This window comes from Dolomitihabitans soli, assembly GCF_022213955.1.
GTDB classification, from domain to species: domain Bacteria; phylum Actinomycetota; class Actinomycetes; order Streptosporangiales; family Streptosporangiaceae; genus Streptosporangium_A; species Streptosporangium_A soli.
Genome location: NZ_JAKNTW010000034.1, coordinates 88863 through 110967 on the forward strand (window position 1 = coordinate 88863; position 22105 = coordinate 110967).

Annotated in this window: 23 protein-coding genes and 1 tRNA gene; 9 read left to right on the plus strand and 15 right to left on the minus strand. The window is 68.5% G+C overall.

Annotated features, from left to right (window positions below; translation table 11 throughout):
• The gene (gene pheA, locus MBA17_RS41270) at positions 1-921 is read left to right on the plus strand and encodes a prephenate dehydratase (protein WP_238503336.1); all 921 of its coding nucleotides are present in this window, start codon (positions 1-3) and stop codon (positions 919-921) included.
• A gap of 45 nt (positions 922-966) precedes the next feature.
• Positions 967-2232: a serine--tRNA ligase gene (gene serS, locus MBA17_RS41275; RefSeq protein WP_238503337.1), complete on the plus strand. Its 1266-nt coding sequence runs from the start codon at positions 967-969 to the stop codon at positions 2230-2232.
• Here the strand turns inward: serS and MBA17_RS41280 are convergent.
• Together MBA17_RS41280 and MBA17_RS41285 are read right to left on the minus strand one after the other, a co-directional pair.
• Positions 2222-3688, minus strand: coding sequence for a hypothetical protein (locus MBA17_RS41280; RefSeq protein WP_238503338.1), 1467 nt, complete (start codon positions 3686-3688; stop codon positions 2222-2224). The genes serS and MBA17_RS41280 overlap by 11 nt on opposite strands.
• Positions 3689-3829: 141 nt before the next feature.
• Positions 3830-4033 (minus strand): cold-shock protein, encoded by a 204-nt coding sequence (locus MBA17_RS41285; RefSeq protein WP_043619750.1) that lies wholly within the window; start codon positions 4031-4033, stop codon positions 3830-3832.
• Positions 4034-4252: 219 nt separating this feature from the next.
• Between MBA17_RS41285 and MBA17_RS41290 the strand changes: the two genes are divergently transcribed.
• Positions 4253-5050 (plus strand): HAD family hydrolase, encoded by a 798-nt coding sequence (locus MBA17_RS41290; protein WP_238503388.1) that lies wholly within the window; start codon positions 4253-4255, stop codon positions 5048-5050.
• A gap of 21 nt (positions 5051-5071) precedes the next feature.
• On the opposite strand, the gene MBA17_RS41295 is transcribed toward MBA17_RS41290, so the two are convergent.
• Positions 5072-5587 (minus strand): bacterial proteasome activator family protein, encoded by a 516-nt coding sequence (locus MBA17_RS41295; protein WP_238503339.1) that lies wholly within the window; start codon positions 5585-5587, stop codon positions 5072-5074.
• A 15-nt stretch (positions 5588-5602) separates the two neighbouring features.
• A complete protein-coding gene (locus MBA17_RS41300; RefSeq protein ID WP_238503389.1) occupies positions 5603-6559 on the minus strand; it encodes an NAD(P)H-quinone oxidoreductase in 957 nt (318 codons plus the stop codon).
• Between the two features lie 138 nt (positions 6560-6697).
• Between MBA17_RS41300 and MBA17_RS41305 the strand changes: the two genes are divergently transcribed.
• Positions 6698-9022 (plus strand): MinD/ParA family ATP-binding protein, encoded by a 2325-nt coding sequence (locus MBA17_RS41305; protein ID WP_455432954.1) that lies wholly within the window; start codon positions 6698-6700, stop codon positions 9020-9022.
• 109 nt (positions 9023-9131) lie between these two features.
• Here the strand turns inward: MBA17_RS41305 and MBA17_RS41310 are convergent.
• The 3 genes from MBA17_RS41310 to MBA17_RS41320 all read right to left on the minus strand — a co-directional run bounded on the left by MBA17_RS41310 (position 9132) and on the right by MBA17_RS41320 (position 10937).
• Positions 9132-9218: transfer RNA gene (locus MBA17_RS41310), tRNA-Ser, on the minus strand.
• Positions 9219-9535: 317 nt separating this feature from the next.
• Positions 9536-10381 (minus strand): SGNH/GDSL hydrolase family protein, encoded by an 846-nt coding sequence (locus MBA17_RS41315; RefSeq protein WP_238503340.1) that lies wholly within the window; start codon positions 10379-10381, stop codon positions 9536-9538.
• Positions 10368-10937, minus strand: coding sequence for a PadR family transcriptional regulator (locus MBA17_RS41320; protein ID WP_238503341.1), 570 nt, complete (start codon positions 10935-10937; stop codon positions 10368-10370). The genes MBA17_RS41315 and MBA17_RS41320 overlap by 14 nt, the downstream gene beginning before the upstream one ends.
• A gap of 83 nt (positions 10938-11020) precedes the next feature.
• Between MBA17_RS41320 and MBA17_RS41325 the strand changes: the two genes are divergently transcribed.
• Entirely contained in the window at positions 11021-11452 is a 432-nt protein-coding gene (locus MBA17_RS41325; protein ID WP_238503342.1) for a nuclear transport factor 2 family protein, read from the plus strand.
• A 150-nt stretch (positions 11453-11602) separates the two neighbouring features.
• A complete protein-coding gene (locus MBA17_RS41330; RefSeq protein WP_238503343.1) occupies positions 11603-12106 on the plus strand; it encodes a DUF6609 family protein in 504 nt (167 codons plus the stop codon).
• Positions 12107-12230: 124 nt separating this feature from the next.
• On the opposite strand, the gene MBA17_RS41335 is transcribed toward MBA17_RS41330, so the two are convergent.
• Positions 12231-12869 carry a TetR/AcrR family transcriptional regulator gene (locus MBA17_RS41335; RefSeq protein WP_238503344.1) on the minus strand — a complete coding sequence of 213 codons (639 nt, stop codon included), beginning with the start codon at positions 12867-12869 and terminating at the stop codon, positions 12231-12233.
• A gap of 58 nt (positions 12870-12927) precedes the next feature.
• On the opposite strand from MBA17_RS41335, the gene MBA17_RS41340 reads away from it, so the two are divergent.
• Entirely contained in the window at positions 12928-13809 is an 882-nt protein-coding gene (locus MBA17_RS41340; RefSeq protein ID WP_238503345.1) for a CPBP family intramembrane glutamic endopeptidase, read from the plus strand.
• A 280-nt stretch (positions 13810-14089) separates the two neighbouring features.
• Here the strand turns inward: MBA17_RS41340 and MBA17_RS41345 are convergent, their stop codons facing one another.
• The 3 genes from MBA17_RS41345 to MBA17_RS41355 form a co-directional block, all read right to left on the minus strand.
• Positions 14090-14872, minus strand: coding sequence for a TIGR03943 family putative permease subunit (locus tag MBA17_RS41345; RefSeq protein WP_238503347.1), 783 nt, complete (start codon positions 14870-14872; stop codon positions 14090-14092).
• Positions 14869-15900, minus strand: coding sequence for a permease (locus tag MBA17_RS41350; protein ID WP_455432955.1), 1032 nt, complete (start codon positions 15898-15900; stop codon positions 14869-14871). The genes MBA17_RS41345 and MBA17_RS41350 overlap by 4 nt, the downstream gene beginning before the upstream one ends.
• 84 nt (positions 15901-15984) lie before the next feature.
• Positions 15985-16848 carry an NUDIX hydrolase gene (locus MBA17_RS41355; protein WP_238503351.1) on the minus strand — a complete coding sequence of 288 codons (864 nt, stop codon included), beginning with the start codon at positions 16846-16848 and terminating at the stop codon, positions 15985-15987.
• Positions 16849-16965: 117 nt separating this feature from the next.
• On the opposite strand from MBA17_RS41355, the gene MBA17_RS41360 reads away from it, so the two are divergent.
• The gene (locus MBA17_RS41360) at positions 16966-17295 is read left to right on the plus strand and encodes an SCO4225 family membrane protein (protein WP_238503353.1); all 330 of its coding nucleotides are present in this window, start codon (positions 16966-16968) and stop codon (positions 17293-17295) included.
• Positions 17296-17369: 74 nt separating this feature from the next.
• On the opposite strand, the gene MBA17_RS41365 is transcribed toward MBA17_RS41360, so the two are convergent.
• The 4 genes from MBA17_RS41365 to MBA17_RS41380 are packed head-to-tail and all read right to left on the minus strand — an operon-like array spanning position 17370 to position 21379.
• Positions 17370-18092: a class I SAM-dependent methyltransferase gene (locus tag MBA17_RS41365; protein ID WP_238503355.1), complete on the minus strand. Its 723-nt coding sequence runs from the start codon at positions 18090-18092 to the stop codon at positions 17370-17372.
• The gene (locus tag MBA17_RS41370) at positions 18092-19045 is read right to left on the minus strand and encodes a TauD/TfdA family dioxygenase (protein WP_238503357.1); all 954 of its coding nucleotides are present in this window, start codon (positions 19043-19045) and stop codon (positions 18092-18094) included. The genes MBA17_RS41365 and MBA17_RS41370 overlap by 1 nt, the downstream gene beginning before the upstream one ends.
• 3 nt (positions 19046-19048) lie before the next feature.
• Positions 19049-20662 carry an AMP-binding protein gene (locus tag MBA17_RS41375; protein ID WP_238503358.1) on the minus strand — a complete coding sequence of 538 codons (1614 nt, stop codon included), beginning with the start codon at positions 20660-20662 and terminating at the stop codon, positions 19049-19051.
• Positions 20663-20713: 51 nt separating this feature from the next.
• Positions 20714-21379 (minus strand): thermostable hemolysin, encoded by a 666-nt coding sequence (locus tag MBA17_RS41380; protein ID WP_238503360.1) that lies wholly within the window; start codon positions 21377-21379, stop codon positions 20714-20716.
• Here MBA17_RS41380 and MBA17_RS41385 point away from each other — a divergent pair.
• Positions 21369-21590, plus strand: coding sequence for a hypothetical protein (locus MBA17_RS41385; RefSeq protein WP_238503362.1), 222 nt, complete (start codon positions 21369-21371; stop codon positions 21588-21590). The two genes, MBA17_RS41380 and MBA17_RS41385, sit on opposite strands and share 11 nt — an antisense overlap.
• Positions 21591-22105: the final 515 nt, after the last annotated feature.

Below are 22105 nucleotides of genomic sequence, written 5' to 3' on the forward strand. Positions count from 1 at the left end.
ATGTCGAAACTCGCCTACCTGGGGCCAGAGGGCACCTTCACCGAAGAGGCACTCCGGCTCCTGGCGCCCGAGGCCGAGCGCCTGTCCTGCCCCAACGTCGGGGCCGCGCTCGAAGCCGTACGGCAAGGCGTGGCCGACGGAGCCGTCGTCCCGCTGGAGAACTCCCTCGAAGGCGGCATCACCTCCACCCTCGACGAGCTGGCCGGCGGCGAGCCGCTCACCATCACCGCCGAGCTGCTGCTGCCCGTGCGGTTCTCGCTGCTCGCCCGGCCGGGCACCGAGATGGGTCACATCAAACGGGTCATCACCCACCAGGCCGCGCACACCCAGTGCCGCGCCTACCTCGCCCGTGAGCTGCCCGACGCCGTGGTGATCGCCGCCGCCTCCACCGCCGCCGCCGCCCAGGAGGTCTCCGTCCCCGGCTCGCCGTACGACGCGGCCGTGGGCGCCGCGATCGCCGGTGAGCACTACGGGCTGGTCGAGATCGCGAGCGGCATCGGCGACCGCGACGACACCGTCACCCGGTTCGTGCTCGTCCGGCCGCCCGGCTCGCTGCCGGAGCCGACCGGGTCCGACCGCACCTCGCTCGTCGTCTTCCTGGCCGACGACCACCCGGGCGCGTTGCTGGAGATGCTCACCGAGTTCTCGGTGCGCGGGGTCAACCTGACGCGGATCGAGTCGCGGCCCACGGGCAGCGGGATCGGCAACTACTTCTTCCACTTCGACTTCGAGGGGCACGTCGCCGACGCCCGGGTTGGCGAGGCCGTCGCCGGTCTTCGCCGGGTCTGCGCGGATGTGCGCTTCCTCGGCAGCTACCCGCGCGCCGACGGGCTCTCGCCGCAGATCCGGCGGGGCACGGCCGACGCCGACTTCGCCAAGGCCGAAGCCTGGCTCGACGCGATCCGGTCCGGCCGGGGCTGACATCCACGCGCGGGCTCCCGCTCCCGGCCGGTAACCTGTCGTCCTGTGATTGACCTGCGTTCCCTTCGTGAGGACCCGGACCGGCTACGGGCGTCGCAGCGCGCCCGGGGTGAGGACGACTCGGTCGTCGACACGCTGCTCGACCTCGACGGGCGGCGGCGCAGTGCGCTGAGCGCCTTCGAGACGCTCCGTGCCGAGCAGAAGACGGTCGGCAAGTCGGTCTCCCGCGCCCAGGGCGAGGAGCGCGCCGAGCTGCTGGCGCGCGCCAAGGACCTGGCCGCGCAGGTCAAGTCGGCCGAGGCGGAGGCGGAGAAGCTCGGGCGCGAGCTCGACTCGGCCCTCGAAGGGGTGTCCAACCTCGTCGAGGAGGACGCCCCGCTGGGCGGCGAAGACGACTACGTGGTGCTGGCCGAGGTCGGCGAGAAGCCGTCGTTCGACTTCACCCCGCGCGATCACCTGGAGCTGGGCGAGCTGCTCGGCGCGATCGACGTGGAGCGCGGCGCCAAGGTCTCCGGCGCGCGGTTCTTCTTCATGCGGGGCGCCGGCGCCCGCCTGCAGCTCGGCCTGCTCAACATGGCCATGCAGCAGGCGATCGAGGCCGGGTTCATCCCGATGATCACGCCCGTGCTGGTGAAGCCGGAGGCGATGCGGGGCACCGGCTTCCACATCGCGCACGACAAGGAGATCTACCGCCTGCCCGAAGACGATCTCTACCTGGTGGGCACCTCCGAGGTGCCGCTGGCCGCCTACCACGGCAACGAGATCCTCGACGGCGCCACGCTGCCGCTGCGCTACGCCGGCTGGTCCTCCTGCTTCCGCCGCGAGGCGGGCTCGTACGGCAAGGACACCCGGGGCATCATCCGCGTCCACCAGTTCGACAAGGTCGAGATGTTCTCCTACTGCCGCCCCGAGGAGGCGCGGGAGGAGCACCAGCGGCTGCTCGACTGGGAGAAGGAGATGCTGGCCAAGATCGAAATCCCCTACCGGGTCATCGACGTCGCGACCGGCGACCTCGGCACCTCCGCCGCGCGCAAGTTCGACTGCGAGGGCTGGATCCCGTCCCAGGGCCGCTACCGCGAGCTGACCTCGACGTCCAACTGCACCGACTTCCAGGCCCGCCGCCTCGCCATCAGGTCCCGCGACAAGGACGGCAAGCCGCAGGCCGTCGCCACGCTGAACGGCACCCTGGCCACCACCCGCTGGATCGTGGCCATCCTGGAGAACCACCAGCAGGCCGACGGCTCGGTGGTCGTCCCCAAGGCCCTGCGCCCCTACGTCGGCCTCGACGTCCTGGAGCCGGTCAAGTCGTAGCGTCCCCGGCGGACCCCACGTCCTCATCCGCGGGACGTGGGCTCCGCCGTACGGAGTCGAGCCCGTCCCCGGCAGGGGGGCGTCGGCTCCGCCATACCCCGACGAGCCCGATCGTCCCGATGCCCAGGCCGAACGCCACGGCGAGCCGTTGCGCGGTGTCGTAATCGTCCGGCAGGCCGCTGGTCCAGCCCCAGAAGGGCAGCCAGCAACCCAGCCCTGCGAGGAGGGCGATTCCCGCGACCCCCCAGCCGACCGCCGCGCGGACGCTCCCGCCGAGCGTGAGCGCCGCCGTCCTGACCAACGTGATGCCCACGAGCATCACCCCGACGGAGCCGGTGAGCCAGCTTTCCGGCGGCGTCCCCAGCGGCCACGTCAGCATGAGCGGCGCTCCGATCAGGCCCTGCCAGAGCGTCTTCCGGTTGCCGTGGCGACCGATCCCCGAGGCGACGACGACCCCCGTGACCAGCACCAGGATGCCGAGCAGGAAGGCGATGAGGGTCTCCGTCGCGATCAGCTCGCCCGGCCGCACGAGCGGCTTCGCGTGTTCCTCCCCGAAGCCCGCGGACTGTCCGGCGGCCGACGGAGCGGAGGGCGTGCCGAACCCCAGCCGCCGCCACGTCCCCGTCCAGTCACGCACGGCCACCCCGTCGCGCCCGTTGGCCGCGACGACCACGTGCCCCTCCGGCGTTGCCTGTACGGCGAGCGCCACCGTCGCGATCTCCTCGCCGTACACCTTGTCCAGCAGGCGATGCCGGCCGGTGGACACCTGCCACGACGGCCGCCACGTCCGCCCGCCGTCGTCGGACTCCTCGACCATCAGCCTGTTCGCCACCGTTCGGTAACAGCGGTCCGGGCGGTCGGGGACGCACGCCCGGCTCGCCGGCGGGGTGCTGAGCCGCCGCTGGGACGGGTACCACGTCCTGCCGCCGTCCGGTGTGGCCAGGGCTCCTGAAAAGCCGATCGGCACCACGATCTCGCCGTCGTCGACCACCGCCGAGTGGGCCGCCGGCGGCGGGGGCACATATCCGGTCGCCGTCACCGCCACCACGGCCAGTGGCATGGCGAGCAGGACGCGGGTCCGCCGGGTCACGTGGTTCGCGGCTCGGGAGCGAACCCACCAGGCGAGCGCGAGCGCCGGCAGGGCTAGGAGGTCCGTGGAATCGGCCAGGACGCGCGAAGGACCCGCCACGAGGGTCCAGGCAAGGGAGGCGGCCGTTGCGCCCGTCTCCGTGGATTTGACGAGCGCGAACAGGACGCCGGTGAGCAGTGTGGCGGCGGCGTCGGCGCGGCGGCGGAAGATCAGGGCCACCAGCGGCGGGGCGATCACCAGCCCGGCGACGTCGCTCAGCTTGCCGGTGACGAGGCCCGGCCAGGCGTGTTTCAGCAGGTGATCGTTCACCAGCAGTACCAGCGCCGCGACAACGGACACCGGATGGCAGACCCAGGCGTATCTCATAAACCGGTAGATGCTTCGGTAAAGAGGTGCTGTTCGGACGCCAAGTGATTTGTATCACTCTCGTGATGGGCTCGTCATAACGCACGAAGGCGGGGTTCGCCTTGAGCGAACCCCGCCTTCTGTGGTGTCAGTGGCTGAGTATCAGATCGCGCGGACCTGAGAGGCCTGCGGCCCCTTCTGCCCCTGCGTGATCTCGAACTCGACCCGCTGGCCGTCTTCGAGGCTACGGTAGCCGTTGCCCACGATCTCGGAGAAGTGCACGAACACGTCCGGCGCACCGCCGTCCGGTGCGATGAAGCCGAAGCCCTTCTCAGCGTTGAACCACTTGACGGTTCCCTGAGCCATTAAAGCTCTCCCTCAGGATTTGAATCTCTGGGAATCACACCTCGTGAATCCCGGTGTGTCGTACAGCGGGGCCCCGGGGTGGCTCAGACAGTCAAGCTGGTTTTCACAACGGGATCAGCTAATACAACGCCATCACATCTAACACTATCCAGAGCCGTGGTGTTCCCGCCATAGGGAAGATTCCTCTGGCGGGCACTCACAGTGCAGACTGTGAGCGTTATGGCCACACCCCGGCTGGTCGCCACCGACCTCGACGGCACCGCCCTGCGTTCGGACGGGACAATCTCCCCCCGTACGGCTGCCGCGTTCGCCCGCGTGGAGCACGCGGGCTCCCTTCTGGTGTTCGTCACCGGACGCCCACCCCGATGGATGCACGGCGTGGCGGGAGCCGTACGGCACCGCGGCCTCGCGATCTGCGCCAACGGCGCGCTCGTGTACGACCTGCACTCCGAGCTGATCGTCGAGTCGCACCTGATCGAGTCGGCGGTGCTCGAAGAGGTCGTCGGGTGCCTGCGCGAACGAGTGCCCGGCCTGTCGTTCTCCGTGGAATACGAGGGCGGCTTCGCGCACGACTCCGACTTCTCGCTCGGCCGCTGGGACAGCGAGGAGGTCGCCGGCTTGCGCGTCGGCGCCCGCACGCTGACCTCGCGGCCGTGCGCGAAACTGCTCGCGCTGCACCCCACGATGGACCCTGACGCGCTGCACGCCGACGTGACCGAGTTGGTGGGCCATCTGGTCACCCCGACCCACTCCAGCGGGCGCGCCCTGATCGAGATGAGCGCGCGGGGGGTCACCAAGGCGTCGGCCCTGGCGGCGCTGGCGGCGGCCCACCAGATCAAGCCCGCGGAGGCGGTCGCGTTCGGCGACATGCCCAACGACCTGCCGATGCTCGCCTGGGTCGGCACTTCGTACGCCGTGGCGAACGCGCACCCGGACGTGCTGGCCGCCGTCGACCATGTGACGACGGCCAACAACGACGACGGCGTGGCCAGGGTCCTCGAAGGACTGTATAGATAGGGGTTTCTAAGGGTAAAAGCTCTACAGATAGGGGCCGGAGGCCCGCGGCTGCTGGTGGTGCTCCTCCGGACTCAGCCCACCGGGCAGCGCCCTGCGCATCTGTTCCAGCTGCGCCCGCGCGGCCATCTGCTGCGCGAACAGCGTGGTCTGGATGCCGTGGAACAGGCCCTCCAGCCAGCCCACGAGCTGGGCGTGCGCGACTCGCAGCTCGGCCTCGCTCGGGGTGGTGTCGTCGGCCGTGAACGGCAGCGACAGCCGCTCCAGCTCATCGACCAGCTCGGGCGCCAGGCCGTCTTCGAGCTCCTTTATCGAACTCTGGTGTATCTCCTTCAACCTCTTGCGACTCGCCTCGTCCAAGGGCGCGGCTCTGACCTCTTCGAGGAGCTGGCGGATCATGCTGCCGATGCGCATGACCTTGGCAGGCTGCTCCACCAGCTCGGCCACCGACCGCTCCTCGGCCTCACCGTTGCCACCCTGGACCGGGACGCCGTCAGGTCCCACGACCACGATGTGCGGGGTGCTCTCCTCTGCATTCATGAATCTCAACCTAACTCACCGGACCAGCAGGATTTTTCCGAAGTGGCGGCCTGATTCCAGCACCTCGTGCGCACGCGCGGCCTCGGCGAGCGGAATGGTGGAGTCGACCACCGGGCGGATCGCCCCCGCGCTCACCAGAGGCCAGACATTTTCCACCACGCCGCGCACGATGACGCCCTTCTCATCGACGGGCCTGGCCCGCAGAGTCGTGCCCTGGATCGACGCGCGCTTGGCCAGCAGCATGCCCAGGTTCAGCTCGCCCTTGGTCCCGCCCTGAAGCCCGATCACCACGATTCGGCCGCCCGTATTGAGTGCCTGAACATTCTTCGCGAGATATTTCCCACCGATGATGTCCAGGATCACGTCGGCGCTGACCCGGTCCGCGAAATCCTCCTCGCGATAGTTGATCGCCTCGTCTGCGCCCAGTTCACGGCAGCGGGCGAGTTTATCCGCCGACCCCGCCGTCACCACGACCCGCGAGCCGTACGCCTTGGCGAGTTGAATCGCGAGTGTTCCGATGCCGCTCGCGCCGCCATGGACCAACAGAGTTTCGGCGCGCCGCAAACGTGCAGTCATGAACACGTTTGACCACACCGTGCACGCCACCTCGGGCAGCGACGCGGCCTCGATCAGTGACACCCCGTCGGGCACCGGCATGAGCTGTTGCCAGGGGACCGCCACCCGCTCGGCGTAACCGCCGCCGGAGAGCAGCGCGCACACTTCGTCACCCGGTTTGAAGCCCTCGACGTCGGCGCCCACCGATGTGATCACGCCCGAGCACTCCAGCCCGGGGTACGGCGAGGCGCCGGGCGGAGGTTTGTAGAAGCCCTGCCGCTGGAGGAGGTCGGCCCGGTTGACCGCCGAGGCCGCGACCTCCACGATCACCTCGCCCGGTTCCGGCCGGGGTTCCGGCACCTCCTGCCACGTGAGCACCTCTGGTCCGCCAGGCTTGGGGATGACGATGGCATGCATGTGATGAACGGTATCCTTACCGGTCCCGCTGGTGCTCGCGTGGCGAACTTGACGGTTGGCCGCATTGGCGGGAACGCGGGGCGATAATCTGCATTGTGTTTGCTGCACCTTTTATGCCCAGCCCCTAGGGGGAACACGGTGGCACGACACGATCGTGAGGATCCCCACTCGCTCGAGGAACAGCTGGCCTGGCTCGACGCGATCAAGGAGAACGAGGAGACGCCTGCCGGCGCGGTGACCACGGCCGTCGAGGACACCGTCGTCTCGCCGTACCCCAAGGACCCCTGGCTCCTGGTTCCCAGCGAAACCGAGCCGTCGGCGTCGCCCCTGTTCCGCGCGGCCGTCGACTCGGTGTACGGCCAGCCCGCCGAGGAGGAGCAGGCCGAGGAGAAGCCCGCCGAGGCGCGCACGTCCGCCGGCGCGTTCGGCACGCCGCCGCCCGGCCTGGGCAAGGAGGACAACGAGGGCTTCCTCGCACCGCTCAAGCCGTTGCCGCATGCGGAGACGAGCGAGGCGGAGGCGTCCAAGCCGTCCAAGCCTGCCAAGCCGTCCAAGTCTGGCGATTCCGCCGAGGCCGATCCCGAACCCGAGTCCACGTCCCGCACGCAGGAGCGCGGGCTGTTCGAACCGGCCACCGAACGCGGCGAGCCGGAGCGGGCACAGGAGTCCCCCGGGGCCGCGCCCTCCTCCTTCGGCGGCGACCCCGCGCCACCGAAGGCCGGCGACTCCACCTCGGACACCGTTTTCACCCTCAGGCTCCCGACGGAGGAGACGCCCGCCGCCCCCGGGGAGTCCCACGACTGGGGGAGCCCGCCCGCCGAGCCGGCGAAGGCCTCTGGCTGGGCCACCACCCCGGCCGAGCCTGTCCCGGCCCCTGACTGGGCTCACACGCCCGCCGAGCCGGTGAAGGCGCCTGACCGGGGCGACACCCCGGCCCAGCCCGAATGGGAGTCCGCCCAGGGCGAGCCCACTTGGAAGAGCAGCCGGTCCGAGCCCGACTGGAAGAGCAAGCCGGCGGAGCCCGACTGGAAGAGCAAGCCGGCGGAGCCCGACTGGAAGAGCAAGCCGGCGGAGCCCGACTGGAAGAGTGAGTCGGCGGAGCCTGACTGGAAGAGTGAGTCGGCGGAGCCTGGTTGGAAGGGCGGTCAGGCGGAGCCCGACTGGAAGAGCAGTCGGTCCGAGCCTGATTGGAAGAGCCGCCCGGCGGAGCCTGATTGGAAGAGCGGTCAGGGCGAGCCCGACTGGAAGAGCAAGCCGGCCGAGCCCGACTGGAAGAGCGAGCCGACGGGGTCGCGGAGTGCTGTACCCGAGTGGGGGAATACGCCTGCGGAGCCGGTGAAGGCTCCCGACTGGCCGGGTTCCCAGTCCGACTGGGGGAACACCGCCCCCGATCAGCAGCGGCCGGTCAGGGAGACGAGCCGTGCCAAGCCGGCGGAGGCGCCCGCGCGCGAGCCGTACCAGGCGCGCAGACGGCAGACCCAGGCGCAGGCGTTCAGCGCGCCGGCCAGGCAGGCGGGTAAGCCCACCGCCGACAGCCTCGACCCCGAATCTCTGCTGCGAGGCCGCCGGAACGCCCCCTCGAGCGGCTGGCGCAAGCTGATCTACAAGGCGTCGGCGGGCTGGATCAAGCCGGGCGAGCCGCCGGAGGTGCGCAGGCGCAGGGTGCTCATCGGCCGCGCACGTACCCCCGTGGCCACCGGCCACCACCGGGTCGCCGTGCTCAGCCTCAAGGGCGGGGTCGGCAAGACCACCACCACCGTCGGGCTCGGCGCGACCCTCGCCCAGGTGCGGGGCGACCGGGTGATCGCCGTTGACGCCAACCCCGACCGGGGCACACTGTCGGACAAGGTGGAGCTGGAGACCTCCGCCACCGTGCGTGACCTGCTGAACGAGCGCGGTCAGATCAAGAGGTATGTCGACATCCGCGCCTTCACCTCGCAGGCCCCGTCACGGCTGGAGATCCTCGCCTCCGACCGCGACCCCTCGGTCTCCGAGGCGTTCAGCGCCGCCGACTACCAGGCGGTCTCGCAGGTCCTGGAGAACTTCTACTCGATCTGCATCACCGACTGCGGCACCGGCCTGCTGCATTCGGCCATGTCGGGCGTACTCGGGCTAGCCGACCAGCTCGTCCTGGTCAGCTCGCCGTCGGTCGACGGTGCCCGCGCGGCCTCCGCGACCCTCGACTGGCTGGAGGCGCACCACTACGGCGAACTGGTCCGCTCGGCGACCGTGGTGCTGTGCAGCGTACGGCCACGCTCGAAGTCGACGGTCGACCTCGACAAGCTGGAGGCGCACTTCGCGGCCCGTTGCCGCGCGGTGATCCGCGTGCCGTACGACCCGCATCTGGAGGAGGGCGCGGAGATCGATCTGGAGCGCCTCCAGGAGAGCACCCGCGACTCCTACCTACGGCTGGCCGCCTCGGTCGGCGATGGGTTCGCACCCCTGGTGAACGCGGGGCTTTGACAACGCGGGGCTGCGGGAACGCGGGGCTTGACAACGCGGGAACGCGGGGCTTTGAAAGATGTGGAAGGCGTGTCCCTGTCGCTGGGTGAAGGGGCACGCCGGGTGTCGGCGGAGGGTGTGGGATTCGAACCCACGAGACCATCGCTGGCCTGGCCGCTTTCAAGGCGGCTGCACTAGTCCACTATGCGAACCCTCCCGGTGCACCTAACGATAGCGGGGATTCGGTTGGCCGGCGCGCTCGATATGGAGGATCAGTTGGCTCTTGGACCGGTTCGAGGAAGATCTGCCACTTCCTGACGCGACTCTCCAAACGACCCCTGCCGCCGGGAGAACAGCACGCCGAGGAGGAGGTCGTCCTCGGCGTGGACACCCATACCCGAGGGTGCACCTCGCCGCTGTCGATCTCGCAGCAGTGAATCAGGCGCGGCGGATGTCACCTTCCTGACGGCGGTAACGCCAGGCACCGGATCAAGGGGTTCAGACCACCTCTCCAGCACGTTATCGATGGAACGTTCATGAAACTTGTGGAGCGTCGTCGGAGCGGGTGCCGGGCCTCTCCGTTTCGCCGGCGGCGGGGAGATGCCGGATGGGGAGGAGGTGCGGGCGTTTGGCTGTGCGGCCGTCGCCGGAGGAGCGGCCACGCAGGCGTCTGCCCAGCCAGGGGCCGAGAAAGGTGGCGGCCCAGCGCAGCTCGGTGGTGGTGGTGCGCCATCCGGCGGGCACGACCGTTTCCGGGTCTGGCAGGGGGTGGGTCCAGGAGTCGTCGCTGCCGGGCAGTTGGAGTGCCTCGGCGATGGCCGCCGCGATCCGTTCGTGGCCGAGTGGGCTGGCGTGGAGCCGGTCCTGGCTCCACAGTCGTGGGTCGGTGACGACCGGGTGGTGGGAGGTTTCGGCGACGATGACCCCGTGGCGGAGGGCTGCGGCGCGGATGCGGTGGTTGAGGGAGACGGCGCGGGATCTGATCGGGCGGGCGAGCGGGATGATCCTTGCGATGTCGGGGAAGGTGAGGGTCGCCACGCGTGCGCCTTGGGCGACGAGCGCGGCGAACATCGCCTCCAGGTGGCCGGCCACCTCGTCGGCGTCGAACCCGGGTCGGAGCAGGTCATTGACTCCGGCGACGACGGTGGCCAGGTCGGGGCGCAGGGCGAGGGCGGGACCGAGTTGTTCGGCGTGGACCCGGGCGGCGAGGTTTCCGCGCACGGCCAGATTGGCGTACTGGAGGCCGGGGCTGCTTACCGAGAGCTGTTCGGCGAGCCGGTCAGCCCAGCCACGCAGGCCGGTGGTGTCGTCGCCGTCGCCGAGCCCTTCTGTCTGGCTGTCGCCCAAGGCGACGTAGCGCAGGTACTCACCGCTGGGCATGTGCCGTCCGCCTTTCCCGTAGGATCGCCGCGCTCTGGCGGCACCAGTCCCGATTGCCTTGCTCGAAGGCGAGGCCGCGCATACAGGTCAGGTAGGGGCCGATCCGTTCACCGTGACGCAGGAACTCCTCCTCGCTCCTGTCTCCGCGTATCCGCCGCAGCAGCCCGCCGAACAGTTCGATCTTGGCGTCGGCGAAGGCGGCTCGTTCCGTGAGGCGTGCGATCACTTCTTCAGTGTCGACGTGGTCGGCGGCCTGGACCGTGACGAGAAGGTCGTCACGGATGAAGGAGGGCTTGTTGTCGGTTGCCGCGAACCGTTCCAACTCGGCGACACCGGCTTCGGTGACCTTGAACAGGCGTTTGTTGGGCCGGGTGTCCTGGACCACCTCCCGGCCGGTGACCAGCCCCTGCTTCTCCAGCTTGGCAAGCTCGGAGTACAGCTGCTGAGGCAGGGCGTGCCAGAAGTTCGCCACGCCCATGTCGAACGCCTTGGCCAGTTGGTATCCGCTGAGCTCCTCGTCCAGCAGTGCCGCCAGTACGGCGTGCCGTAACGCCATCGATGACACCCCCTCCCTCTTTCCAGCAAGCCATGATACTCAATAAAGTGACTAATCACATTCATTGCTATCGAGGAGGAGTCATGGCGAAAGCAGCCCGCTTCCGGGCGGCCGTCGAGAGCCGCGATCTCGCAGCCCTGGACGACCTGTTCACCGAGGACGTCCGCCTGCACAGCCCGGTGAAGTTCACTCCGTTCGTGGGCAAGCCCATGGTGCTGGGCCTGTTCGGCGTCCTGGTGCGCACCTTCGAGGACTTCCGCTACATCGGCCACTTCGACGGCACGGCCGAGACGAGCGCCGACCACACCGAAGTCCCGTCGGTGATCCTGCTCTTCCGGGCCACCGTGAACGGCAAGCAGATTCACGGCATCGACCTCCTGCAGTTCGACCAGGAGGGGAGGATCCAGGAGGTGACGGTGATGGTCCGCCCGCAGTCCGCGGTGCACGCCCTGGGCGAGGCGGTCCTCGCCGGCCTGGTGGCCGATGGCCTTGTCCCGGCCTCAGCCGATCACTAGCGCGGGAGGCTCGCTCTCCGATCTCGCGGCCGGGCAGTTGCCGGGGAATTTGTCCCGTTCGCGCGTCGATGGGTTGGTCTGTGACACTTTGGCGATTCTCTGGTCACTGTAGGAAGCGAGCCGATGACGTCGCCAGTCGAGGTTCTCCAAGTGGTTCATCCGTATCCACTGATCCGTGGTGGCGGTCTGTTCCTCATCTTCGTCGGGCTCGGTTTCCTGCTCGGCTGGCTGATCCCCAAGATCTGGATGCCGCTGGCCATCGGAGGTTTCGTCACCGGGCTGGTCGCGAGTGGCCTGAGCGCGCTGTTGCCGTCTCTCGGACCGCCGTCATTGATGCACATCGCCGCCCTGGTCATCGCGATCATCGCCGAGATGGGGCTTATCTACCTTGTCCTCACCAAATATCGCGAAGCCGATGAACGCACGCTGATCCTGAACATCCTGCTCGTCGTCGGTCTGCACTTCATCATCATGGGCCTGGCCCACGGACCGCTGATCGCCATCCTCGGCGTGCTGGTCACCCTCAACGCATGGATCGGCCTGCGTTTCCTCCCCAAGGTCCCGCTACGAGCGCTCGGAATGGCCGACGGCGTACTGAAGATCGCCTTCGGCCTGTGGATGCTCCTCCTCTACCCAGCCCTCACCTACACCTGACCGCAGGCACGCTTCGTCCCACCCGGGATCAGCGCAGGAGCTGATGTCTGACGGCAGGAATGACAGCCAAGGCTGCGACCTGCGCACTGTCAGGTAGCGGTGAATCACCTATGGCTTGAATTCTTCATTCGATGTGGCAGCTGGGCCGCAGAGACCCAGACGGCACCTCGATGAGGTAGCGCAGTTCTTCGTGGACGATCTGGCGCACGGCTGGGGGTGTGAAGTTGTGCGGGTAGGTCGCGGTCTGGAGCGTCAGGCCGTCGATGAACACGTGGAGTCGCATGGCCTGGCCTTCCAGGCCGGCCTCGGCGAACTCCTGTCCCAGGCGATCAGGGAGCGGAAGGCCATGGCAGGAGGCGACCGCCAGGCGGCAGATGTGGCGTTCCCCCGACCAGCCCGCATGGCGCAGCTCCGCCAGAGAATCATCCACGTGCGAGCGCACCAGGCATGCCAGCCATACGTCCACCTCGACGCGGCGGTTGTCGTCGAGCGGAAGAAGCTCCTCGAGGATGAGCTGGGCTCGTTGCATGCCCGGCAGGTCCGCAACGAGGTGGCCGGTGATGCGCTTGGCGACACTTCTGGCGACCGCTTGCGCCGCGAAGCTGAGCAGGCCGCGCTGATTGTCGAAGTAGTGCCGCAATCCGCCGACCGAGACGCCTGCCGCCTCGGCGACCTTGCGGACCGTGGCTCCTTCGATCCCGTCCCGACTGATGATCTCCCACACGACGCGGACAAGGTCTTCGCGTCGCTGCTCGTGGTCCACGACCTTGGGCATGCCTCCTATTACAGCACACCTGTACGGTTTCCTATAAAGTACAAGCGTGCGAAATAAGACGTCGCGGCCATCTCTGCATCACCCGGCCCTGGGACTGGGCATTCTGGTCACCGGCATTGCCCTGATCGCCGGATCGGCACTGTGGCTGGTACTGAACGGCAACACCGGTATCCGCTACTCGGCCGATCACACCGACACCATGCCCATGTGGCACCGCTGGATTCCGGCCCTCGCTGGACTGGTGCTCATCCGACTGCTGCCGCCCAAGACGACCCCCGCCGGCGGTGCACCAGCAGGCCGAGGACTTCACCTCCAGGCCATCGTCCTGTTGACATCAGCCACGCTCTTCGCCGTGGCGCTATGGCTGTCAGGTGGCGGTGAACCGGTCCACACGCTGCTGAAACTCAGCTTCCTGCTCGCCGTGCCCGCACTGCTGTTCTGGCTGTCACGGCGCGATTCCGCAGGTCGAGGCTTCATCCACGAAGGGCCTGCGGCCTGGCGTCACTACGGCCCCATAGTGCCAGTGGTCGCCTGGCTCGCTCTCACCTACACAGGCCCGCTGGCCGTGCCTCCCAGCAATTACGCGGCCACTGTCGATCCCGTCACGCTGCTGGTCACCTTCGCCGTGGTGTTCGTCGTCAACAGCCTGCTTGAGGAGGTCTTCTATCGGCGCTGGCTTCAGACCCGATGGGAGCACATCCTCGGCCGCTGGCCCGCCATCGTGCTGGCTTCCCTGCTCTGGGCGGCCTGGCATGTCGGCATCCAGGGCACGGGGGACCTCCCCGCAGACCTCTCTTCGGCCTTCGTCAATCAAGGAGTGCAGGGGTTGTTCCTCGGCTATCTGTGGAGCCGATACCGACTGATGTGGCCCATCCTCGTTGTCCACGGTGCCATGAACGCCGCCCCCATTCTGCTGGGCATGCTGTGACGCCTGTCGCTCGAGCTCATTCGTCTCCCAACTGCTGGGAAACGATCACGCTCATTCTGGGAAGATATCTTCCAGCCCAAAGGGGCATCGTGCGCCGCGTCTACGACCTGCCCGTCAGATAACCCACACGCCGGGACGGGGGTGCTTGGGTTCGGACTCCGGGATTTCGGTGACTGCCGCTGATAGATCCCGGCCGAGTGTCCGGCGACGTCGTCGGCGATTCGGCAGACGTCTCACCTTCGTCTGAACCCGGCGTGGTGGAGACGGCCACGATGCCCAGCTACTCGTACGGCTCGGCTGGAGCCGTGATTCGCTTGACGTTCGAGGCGGACAGCTCCGGTGCGATGGTGCCCAACGGGACCTTGGCCGACTTGTGGGGGATCCATGTGCCGGTGACCTCGGCCCAGGAGTTCTCCGGCGGGGCGGATGCCCCGAGCACGGCGACCTTGAGCGGGAACGCGTCGGCGGCGCAGCACGCGAGCTGCATCCGCGTGACATACCACTGGCCTTTCTCCTTCGAGGGCACCACGAAACCGGTGAGCCGGACCGGCTTACCCTGGAGCGACTTCGTCTTGTCGCCCCACGCCCGGCCGATGAACTCGCCCACCGTCATGTCGGCGGGCCCGCCACTCTTGAGCGGGGCGTAAGCACCGACGACCTGCGGCGGCTGCGGAGGTGGCGTGTCCACCCGGGCGGCGGCGAACGAGCCCAGAGCCGGCGGAGCGATCAGGAACAGCGCGAACACCGGCAGACACAGCAACCACGCCACCCGAGGCCCATGCGCGTGATCGTGTCCATGCTGTCCCTGCTCGTGTCCCTGCTCGTGTCCCTCACGCTGGGCGGCATGCTCCGCCGCATCTCGTACGGAAGCCTCCCGCGCGGACCGACGCCACTCCTTGACCAGCCCGATCGCGCCGAGCACCAGGATCACGGCACCCGCCGCGATGAGGAACGGCCGGAATCCGGGCTTCACGTAGTTGAGATAGGCGTTGGAAAAGGCCGAGACGCGCAACACCGCCCCGCCGAGCAGCATCAGCACCAGGCTCTGCGACACACGCTTCACAACAGCAACCACCCAACGGCCGTGCTCACCACGACGGCGAGCGTGAAGGTCAGCGGGACGAACCTCATCGCGAATGAGCGGCCGAAGGTGCCGGCCTGCAGAGCGATGAGTTTCAGGTCGACCATCGGGCCGACGACGAGGAAGGCGAGTTTGGCGGTCGGTGAGAACGCCGTGAGCGAGGCGGCCACGAACGCGTCGGCTTCGGAGCAGATCGACAGCAGCACCGCCAGCAGCGCGAGCGCCAGAATGGAGATCACGGGGATGCCCGCGACCGAGACCATCCACTCGCGGGGGACCACCACGTTGAGCGTGGCGGCCGCGAGAGCGCCGACGACCAGGAACCCGCCCGCGTGCAGCAGGTCATGACGCATGGCCGCGACGAACACGCCCACCTTGGAGTCGCCGTCGCGCCCACGCGCGGGGATGCGCAACCAGTCCGCCCGCCCGAAGCGCAGCCACAACCACCCGACCAGGATCGCCACCAGCAACGAGGCGGCGAACCTCGCGACCACCATCAGCGGCTGGCCGGGGAAGGCCACCGCGGTCGCGACCAGCACGATCGGGTTGATCGCTGGGGAGGCGAGCAGGAAGGCGAGCGCGGCGGCGGGCGCCACCCCCCTCGACATCAGGCCGGAGGCGACCGGCACGGACGCGCACTCGCACCCGGGTAACACCGCACCGGCCAGTCCCGCCACGGGGACGGCGACGGCCGGCCGCCGGGGCAGCGCGCGGGTCCAGAAAGAGGCGGGCACGAAGGCCGCGATCGCCGCGGAGAGCGCCACCCCGAAGACGAGGAACGGCAGCGCCTGCACGCAGATGGCGACGAAGATCGTGGCCCAGGTCTGGAGCGCGGGCGAGGTCAGATAAGGGGCCAGAACGAAGCGGCCCGCCACGAGGAGCGCGATGACCGCGACGAACCCCCAGGGCATGCCCACCCGCGCCGGCCTCCGGCCCCAGTTGTCGGGAGGGACCGGACTATCGGCGTCGGCGGACCAGTCGATGGTGGCTTTGCCGGACATGCGGAACATCCTTGCAGAGCCGCTTCGCTCCGATCTCCCGTTCCGCGTCGCCTGTGGACGACCAGGCGGCTCGCCGTACGGGCTGTGGAAAAGTCAGAGGTGGCCGAGCAGCCACTTCGGTCCGGCGACCGAGGCGCCGAGGGCGGTGACGCGCCGGCGCAGCTCGCGGTCGGCCGTCACGACGAGCACCCGTTCCCAGGCGAAGACGTCGTGGACGGCCTGGACGATCGCGTCGTCGCCGCTGCCGGGCGCGCTGATCAGCGTGATGCCCGGCGGCGGAGTCACCGAGCGGGCGGCGCCCTCGACGACCGCCGTGATCCTCGGGAACCAGCGTTCCTGCTCGGGGAAGCCCTCGGGGACGTCGCTCAGGCCGTCGTCGAGCAGCACCTTGGTCGATTCCAGCAGCTTGGCGGCGGCCCCGGCGCGATCGCGCCACCAGCCGTGTTCGGCGCGCGCCCCGATGATGTTGGCCATGTCGAGCACGATCACTGTGGGGCTGAGGGTCTCGCGGACGGCCGGCCAGGTCTCGGCGAATCCGGGATGCAGTTTCCGGTCGGCCACCTGGCCGGCTGGAACCCAGCGCAGTTCGACGCTCTCGCCGTTGGCCGGTGCGGCGGCGAGCAGGGCGGCGGCCTCGGCGACCACCGTCTTGAAGGACCAGCCACCGTGATCGTCGAAGTAGATGCCCTGGACGCGGAGCCCTTCCTCGTCGAGCGCGACCTCCTCACGGGCCTCCCGCAGGGCGGTCGTGATGGGATCCTCGTGGCTGTCGCGCGCGCCGCCGGGCAGTCCCCAGGTGCCGCCGTGGTGGCTCCACCAGGAGCGTTTCTGCATCAGGATGTGCGGCGTGCCGGCCATGTCGTGGTGTACCGCGAGCAGACCGGCGGCCCCATGGACGCCCCAATGCCGGTGTCCGCGCTCGCAGAGAGCCCACCCGTCCCCGTCCTTGGCCACCATGGCTCCCATCTTGCCTCAGCGGCCGCTTCGCGACGATGGTACGACCCTCTCCTCGATCAGCCCCGGGTAGACCGTGAGCTGTGCGATGGTGGACGTAGCCGGTTGAAAGAGGGGCAAATGCTCAGTCGTCTTCGTCTGCGAAAGAACGGGCCCCGGGCAGCGGTGATCGTGGGCGGTTACGTCCTCCTGGTGCTGGCGCTCGGCATCCTCTCGGTGATCATCCTGCTCACCGTCCAGGACCCCATTCTGGTGACCGGCGTCTTCTTGATGCTGGTCACCGTCCCCCTGGGACCGATCATCTGGTTCTCCTGGGACGTGCTGCCGATCGACGGTACGGCGGGCGGCGTCTCCCTGATCGGTGCCATCTGCCTGGCCGGTCTCGTCCAGGCCTGGCTCCTCTGGCTCGCCCTGCGCGGGCCGGTCCAGGGTGCCGCCGGGCCCGGTTGACCGACGTCTCGTCGAAGAGCAGCGCGGTCTGCGGGAGAATCCCTTCTCCGCAGACCGCCTTGCTTCTCCTGGCGCTACTTGACCGCCCGGATGCCCACGATGGTGGGGTTGAGCCGGAAGTCGCCCCAGAACGTGTCGTCGCGATCGACGGGCAGCTCCGCGGGGACGAACTCCACCGAGCGGAACCCCGCGCCGAGTAGCGCGGTGATTATCGGCTCCTCCTCCCAGAAATAGGCCGAGAACGAGATGGGCGGGTCCACGTGCGCGGTGACCGCCAACTCCTTTCCGCCGGGAAAATCCGCGTCGGGACGATGGGTCAGGCCGTACTTGGTGGCCTTGGGTCCGTTCCAGTCGAACCGGGGATTCATTTCCACGCCCGCGTACACGCCTCCCGGGGCGAGATTGTCGTAGATGGTGCCCGCCATGGCGGACAAATTGAGCCGGTCGCGGGCGTAGCACAGCAGCCACACCGCGGTGACGAAGTCGAACCGGCCGACCACGCCGAGCGTCTGGGCCTCGCTGACCTTGTACTGGATACCGAGCGGCTCATCGCCCTCGGAGCGCTCGGCGGCGGCGACCATCTCCTCGGAGATGTCCACCCCGAGGACCGAGGCGGCGCCCGCGCGGGCGATGAGCCTGCTGTACCAGCCTGTCCCGCACGCCAGGTCCAACACGGACTTGCCCGGGACCGTGCTGGTCAGCGCCTCGACCGTGGCCCGCTCGGGGCCGCGGGCCAGCGGCATACCCGTCTTGAGCCGCTCGTACGACTGCCCGATGTTGTCGTACTGCGTCCGCATCAGGCGCTCCTGCGGCTGAGGACCGCCCGGTTGTGGACAGCGCTGACGATCTCGTCCTTGGCGTAACTCTGGGCGTTGTAGAGGGAGCGGAGCGGATCGCGGATCTTGCGTCTGCCGTGCATGAGCCTGCTGTTGTCGACCAGCGCGACGTCGCCCTCGTGCCAGTCGATCTCGTCCGTCTCCAGCTCGGTGGCCTCCATGATCTGGCGCATCAGCATGGCGTCCAGCGGGCGGCCGTCCTCGAACTCGATCACTGGGGGCTCGTAGTTGACCGATGGGGTCAGGATGCTGTTGGTGAACGCGATGTCCGTGCCGAACATCGTGGTGTGCGCGGCGTAGGTGTAGTACTTGTAGTGCACGGAGCCGTCAGAGCGGAGCTGATACTTGACGTCGACGTCGTCGTCGGTCACCGTGAGCAGGTCCTCGAAGGTGACCTCGTCGGCGGACTTGGCGCCGTCGAGCAGGCGGAAGACGAGGTTCTTCCACTTGTCCGCGGGCATCGGCCGGGCGAAGGTGATCCGGGTGGACAGGAACAACTCCTGGGTGCGCGCGTTCAGCCGGTCCCACACGTACAGCCCGTCGCAGATGGTGGTCTGCGAGCCGACCTTGGCCGGCGTCTCGCAGTAGAACCACACCAGGTCCGGCACCCACGGCGTCGCGCCGTTCTCCACGTGCAGGCCCTGCGGCACCAGGCCGGCCTCGATCTTCTGCGCGACGTTGCCGCCCGCGAACTTGCGCGCCGGGTCCAGGGTGATCCGTGAGGACACGCTCTGGATGAGCGTGGAGAAGGTGGTCGGGTCGGAGTCGAAGCCGCGCAGGACGATGTAACCGTGCTCGGCGAGCGAGGCCATCAGTTCGACTCGGTCGATGGTGTCGAACCCGACGCGGTCGGCGGCGGTGACGACCAGGCCCTTGCCATCGGCGTGGTTGGTGGTGGTGCAGTTGGTCAGCATGTCTCAGACCTCCATAAGGGTGAATCGGCCGATGGAGAGCGCGTCCTTGATCTCGCTACGGCGGGGGCGTCCGGTGACGGTGAAGAACTCGGCGTAGAAGGTTTCGTCGGCCTCGACGAGTGCGGCGCTGCCGACCTGTTCGATCTCCGAGAGCACCTCGGTGTTGACGTGGCGGATCTCGGCCAGGGCGGCGGCCGGGTCGGCGCCGCGTTTGATGACGAAGACCGCGATCAGCCGCTCCATGTTGTCGCCGAACACGGCGGCGGCCTCGATGCTGGGCTGGCTCTTGTACTGCGCCTCGACCCACTCCGGGCTGACGTTGCGCCCGTTGGAGGTGATGATGATGTTCTTGAGCCTGCCGGTGATGGTGACGTAGCCGTCGGCGTCGATGTCGGCGATGTCACCGGTGTGCAGCCAGCCCTCGGAGTCCAGCGGGAGCGCGGTCGGATCGTCCGACCCGAGGTAGCCGGTGAGCAGGGACGAGCTGCGGATGAGGAGCTCGCCGGTGTCGGATCGGGTGACCTCGCAGTGGCGCAGCGGCTTGCCGACCGTGCCGAGGCGGACGAGGCCCGGGCCGTTGAGCGTGGCGACGGAGCCGTTCTCGCTCAGGCCGTACGCGACGTACACCGGCAGGCCGCGATCCCACATGACGCGCAGGACCTCGTCGGACACCGGGGCGCCGCCGCTGAACAGCAGCATCGGGTCCTCCCGGCCGTACACCGCCGTCGACAACTCGCGGGCGGTCGCGTCCGGGGTGGCCTTGGCGCGGGCCGCGATGGACTCCACCAGGGACGGCGGCACCAGCGACACCGTGGGCCGGGCCGTGGCGAGCAGTCCGCGGACCTGCTCGACGTCCCCGCCGGCGGTGCCCAGCGGCTTGGCCTCCTCGGGCAGGAACACGACCGTGCCACCCGCGAGGAAGGTCAGGTAGACGGCGAAAACCTGCTCCACCAGCAGGCTCAGCGGCACGACGGAGACGTAGCGCTGCCACGCCTCGACGCCGACCCGGCTGGTGATGGAGTCGATCAGGTCGTCCACCGCGCCGCGGCGGAGCATCACGCCCTTCGGGGTGGACGTCGTGCCGGAGGTGTGGACGATCTTGCAGATGGCGAACTCGTCCAGCGCCGCCGCGGCCCGGACCCTGGCGGTGATCTCCTCCTGATCGTGTCCGCTCTCGACCGTGACCGTGATGACCTCGCAGCCCTCGGGGAGGATCGCGGCCTCGCCGCCCCACTCCGCCAAGCGCTTGCGCCCCTGCTCGTCGACCAGGCAGACGACCGAGTGCGACAGCAGATGGCGGGCCTGGTCACGGCCGAAGGCGATCGGGATGGGCACCGACCGGACGCCGCTCAGCAGGCAGGCCAGGTCGCCGACGATTCCCTCCACGCCGTTTCCGGTGAGGATTCCGATCGTGCTGGTGTCGGTTTCCTTTCCACCGGCCGCGGCTGCCTTGGCCGCGGCTTCAGCCGCGGTGACGACGGCGTCGCCGGTGCGGACCGCTGCGCCGAGCACCGTCCCATAGGTGTGCCGGCGGGGCGACCCAGTTAACCTCAGCTCTTCGACGGCCACCGTCTCCAGCGAGTCGAGGCGGTCGAGGGCGTGTTCAAGCCAACGCATCGGCAGACTCCTTTTGCGCGTTCAGGTTCTTGGTGCTTGATGAGAATTTCGCTAGCCGGTGGTTTGCAGGGCGACGCTGCGTTCGCAGCGGAGAATGCCCGTGCGGGGTTTCGAGGAGTAGTAGGTGCCCCAGTCGGCGGTGTGAACTCCGGCGAGGTCGGCGCGGCGGGCGTTGGTGAGAGTGTGAAAGTCCCAGCCCGCGGTCTTGGCCAAGCCGTGGAGTTTCTCGGTGAGCGTGGAGAGCAGGAAGTCGTATCCCAAATAGAGGGCGACGGACGGCAGGCTGCGCATGAGGACCATGCCGGTGCCCGGATAGAACGATGTGAGCGGGCCCATTTCCGCGATGCGGCCACGGTCGACGTGGGTCCCGGGAGCCAGGTCGGCGCAGGCCTGCTCGACCGGGACGTCCAGATAGTTCTCCGACAGCAGTCGGCGTCCAGCGGCGGTTGTGAGCCCCGCGAGGCCCCGAAGGCGGTTGGAAGCGGGCGTGTAGGGGGTGTCATCCGACACCGTGAGGAACAGGTCAGGCCGGGGGTCGACGGCTGCGCCGTACCGGTCGAGGTACTTGCGCTTCACGAGGTCGACGCAGGACTGATACTCCGGAGTGCCGGGGTGGGCGAACCCGGTCTGGAAGCGGAGGGCCGCCGCTGCTCCGGACTGGGCCGTCTCCGACGGTGGTATGGACAGGAAAGGAGACTCAGCGCTGATGATCGTCATTTGTGCGTTCACCGCTTATATCCGTCCCTGGGCACGATGTGATCCCGACTGGCCGATTCCGGTACCGGTCGCGCACAGAGCGGTGTACGCCAAGCGCCGCCTGCATCCCTGGCTCCGCGCCGCCGTACCGGGAAGAATGGCAATCGAGCCCTTCTTCGCGGAAGTCATGGGAAAAACAAACTGGATCGTCACCTCTCTGCCCTCTTCCTGAAGTTCTTGAATATTTACGAATTTCTTTCGCACTTCCAACTTTGCGACGTGGGAAGGGGGCAAACCAGGCTTTTGGTAGTCAGCAAGCTGCAAGAGGTTGCCGTTTCCTGCCAAGATCTGGTACTCCGCGTGCCGAGGGGTCACTCATGGCAGTGAGTTGCCATCGTGTCCGTATGGCCAGGCCGGGGATGAGGCCGTGGACCTGGGCCGGCTTGTGGAGACGCGAACGTGTGGTCGTCGACCGCCGTCGACCGCCCGCCGACCGGAGGGCGGCAGTCGCGAAAAGGCGTGACGGCGGGCGCGGGCGTCGGCGGCGTGCGAGGCGAGCGCCCGCGTCCGGGTGAGTGATCGGCAGGCCCGTGCGACGTTCTCGCACCCGATCCGGCTCTGTGGGCCACCGAGCCGGCCACGGCTGAGCGCTGCGGCTGCTGATTGAAATAGGTGGAGTGGATCCCGTTCGGCGAGAAGGCCGCCGGTGCTTGACGAGCTTACCGGCAATAGGTGGCCGGGGCTGCC

Coding starts and splice junctions, on each gene's coding strand:
- MBA17_RS41370 (WP_238503357.1), bottom strand. CDS start 19,045: ATGCTGACCAACTGCACCACCACCAACCACGCCGATGGCAAGGGCCTG.
- MBA17_RS41350 (WP_455432955.1), bottom strand. CDS start 15,900: ATGTTCCGCATGTCCGGCAAAGCCACCATCGACTGGTCCGCCGACGCC.
- MBA17_RS41380 (WP_238503360.1), bottom strand. CDS start 21,379: ATGACGATCATCAGCGCTGAGTCTCCTTTCCTGTCCATACCACCGTCG.
- MBA17_RS41295 (WP_238503339.1), bottom strand. CDS start 5,587: ATGAATGCAGAGGAGAGCACCCCGCACATCGTGGTCGTGGGACCTGAC.
- MBA17_RS41365 (WP_238503355.1), bottom strand. CDS start 18,092: ATGCGGACGCAGTACGACAACATCGGGCAGTCGTACGAGCGGCTCAAG.
- MBA17_RS41385 (WP_238503362.1), top strand. CDS start 21,369: ATGATCGTCATTTGTGCGTTCACCGCTTATATCCGTCCCTGGGCACGA.
- MBA17_RS41315 (WP_238503340.1), bottom strand. CDS start 10,381: ATGCCCAGCGGTGAGTACCTGCGCTACGTCGCCTTGGGCGACAGCCAG.
- MBA17_RS41375 (WP_238503358.1), bottom strand. CDS start 20,662: ATGCGTTGGCTTGAACACGCCCTCGACCGCCTCGACTCGCTGGAGACG.
- MBA17_RS41285 (WP_043619750.1), bottom strand. CDS start 4,033: ATGGCTCAGGGAACCGTCAAGTGGTTCAACGCTGAGAAGGGCTTCGGC.
- pheA (WP_238503336.1), top strand. CDS start 1: ATGTCGAAACTCGCCTACCTGGGGCCAGAGGGCACCTTCACCGAAGAG.
- MBA17_RS41325 (WP_238503342.1), top strand. CDS start 11,021: ATGGCGAAAGCAGCCCGCTTCCGGGCGGCCGTCGAGAGCCGCGATCTC.
- MBA17_RS41290 (WP_238503388.1), top strand. CDS start 4,253: ATGGCCACACCCCGGCTGGTCGCCACCGACCTCGACGGCACCGCCCTG.
- MBA17_RS41300 (WP_238503389.1), bottom strand. CDS start 6,559: ATGCATGCCATCGTCATCCCCAAGCCTGGCGGACCAGAGGTGCTCACG.
- MBA17_RS41360 (WP_238503353.1), top strand. CDS start 16,966: ATGCTCAGTCGTCTTCGTCTGCGAAAGAACGGGCCCCGGGCAGCGGTG.
- MBA17_RS41280 (WP_238503338.1), bottom strand. CDS start 3,688: ATGAGATACGCCTGGGTCTGCCATCCGGTGTCCGTTGTCGCGGCGCTG.
- MBA17_RS41320 (WP_238503341.1), bottom strand. CDS start 10,937: ATGGCGTTACGGCACGCCGTACTGGCGGCACTGCTGGACGAGGAGCTC.
- MBA17_RS41355 (WP_238503351.1), bottom strand. CDS start 16,848: ATGGTGGCCAAGGACGGGGACGGGTGGGCTCTCTGCGAGCGCGGACAC.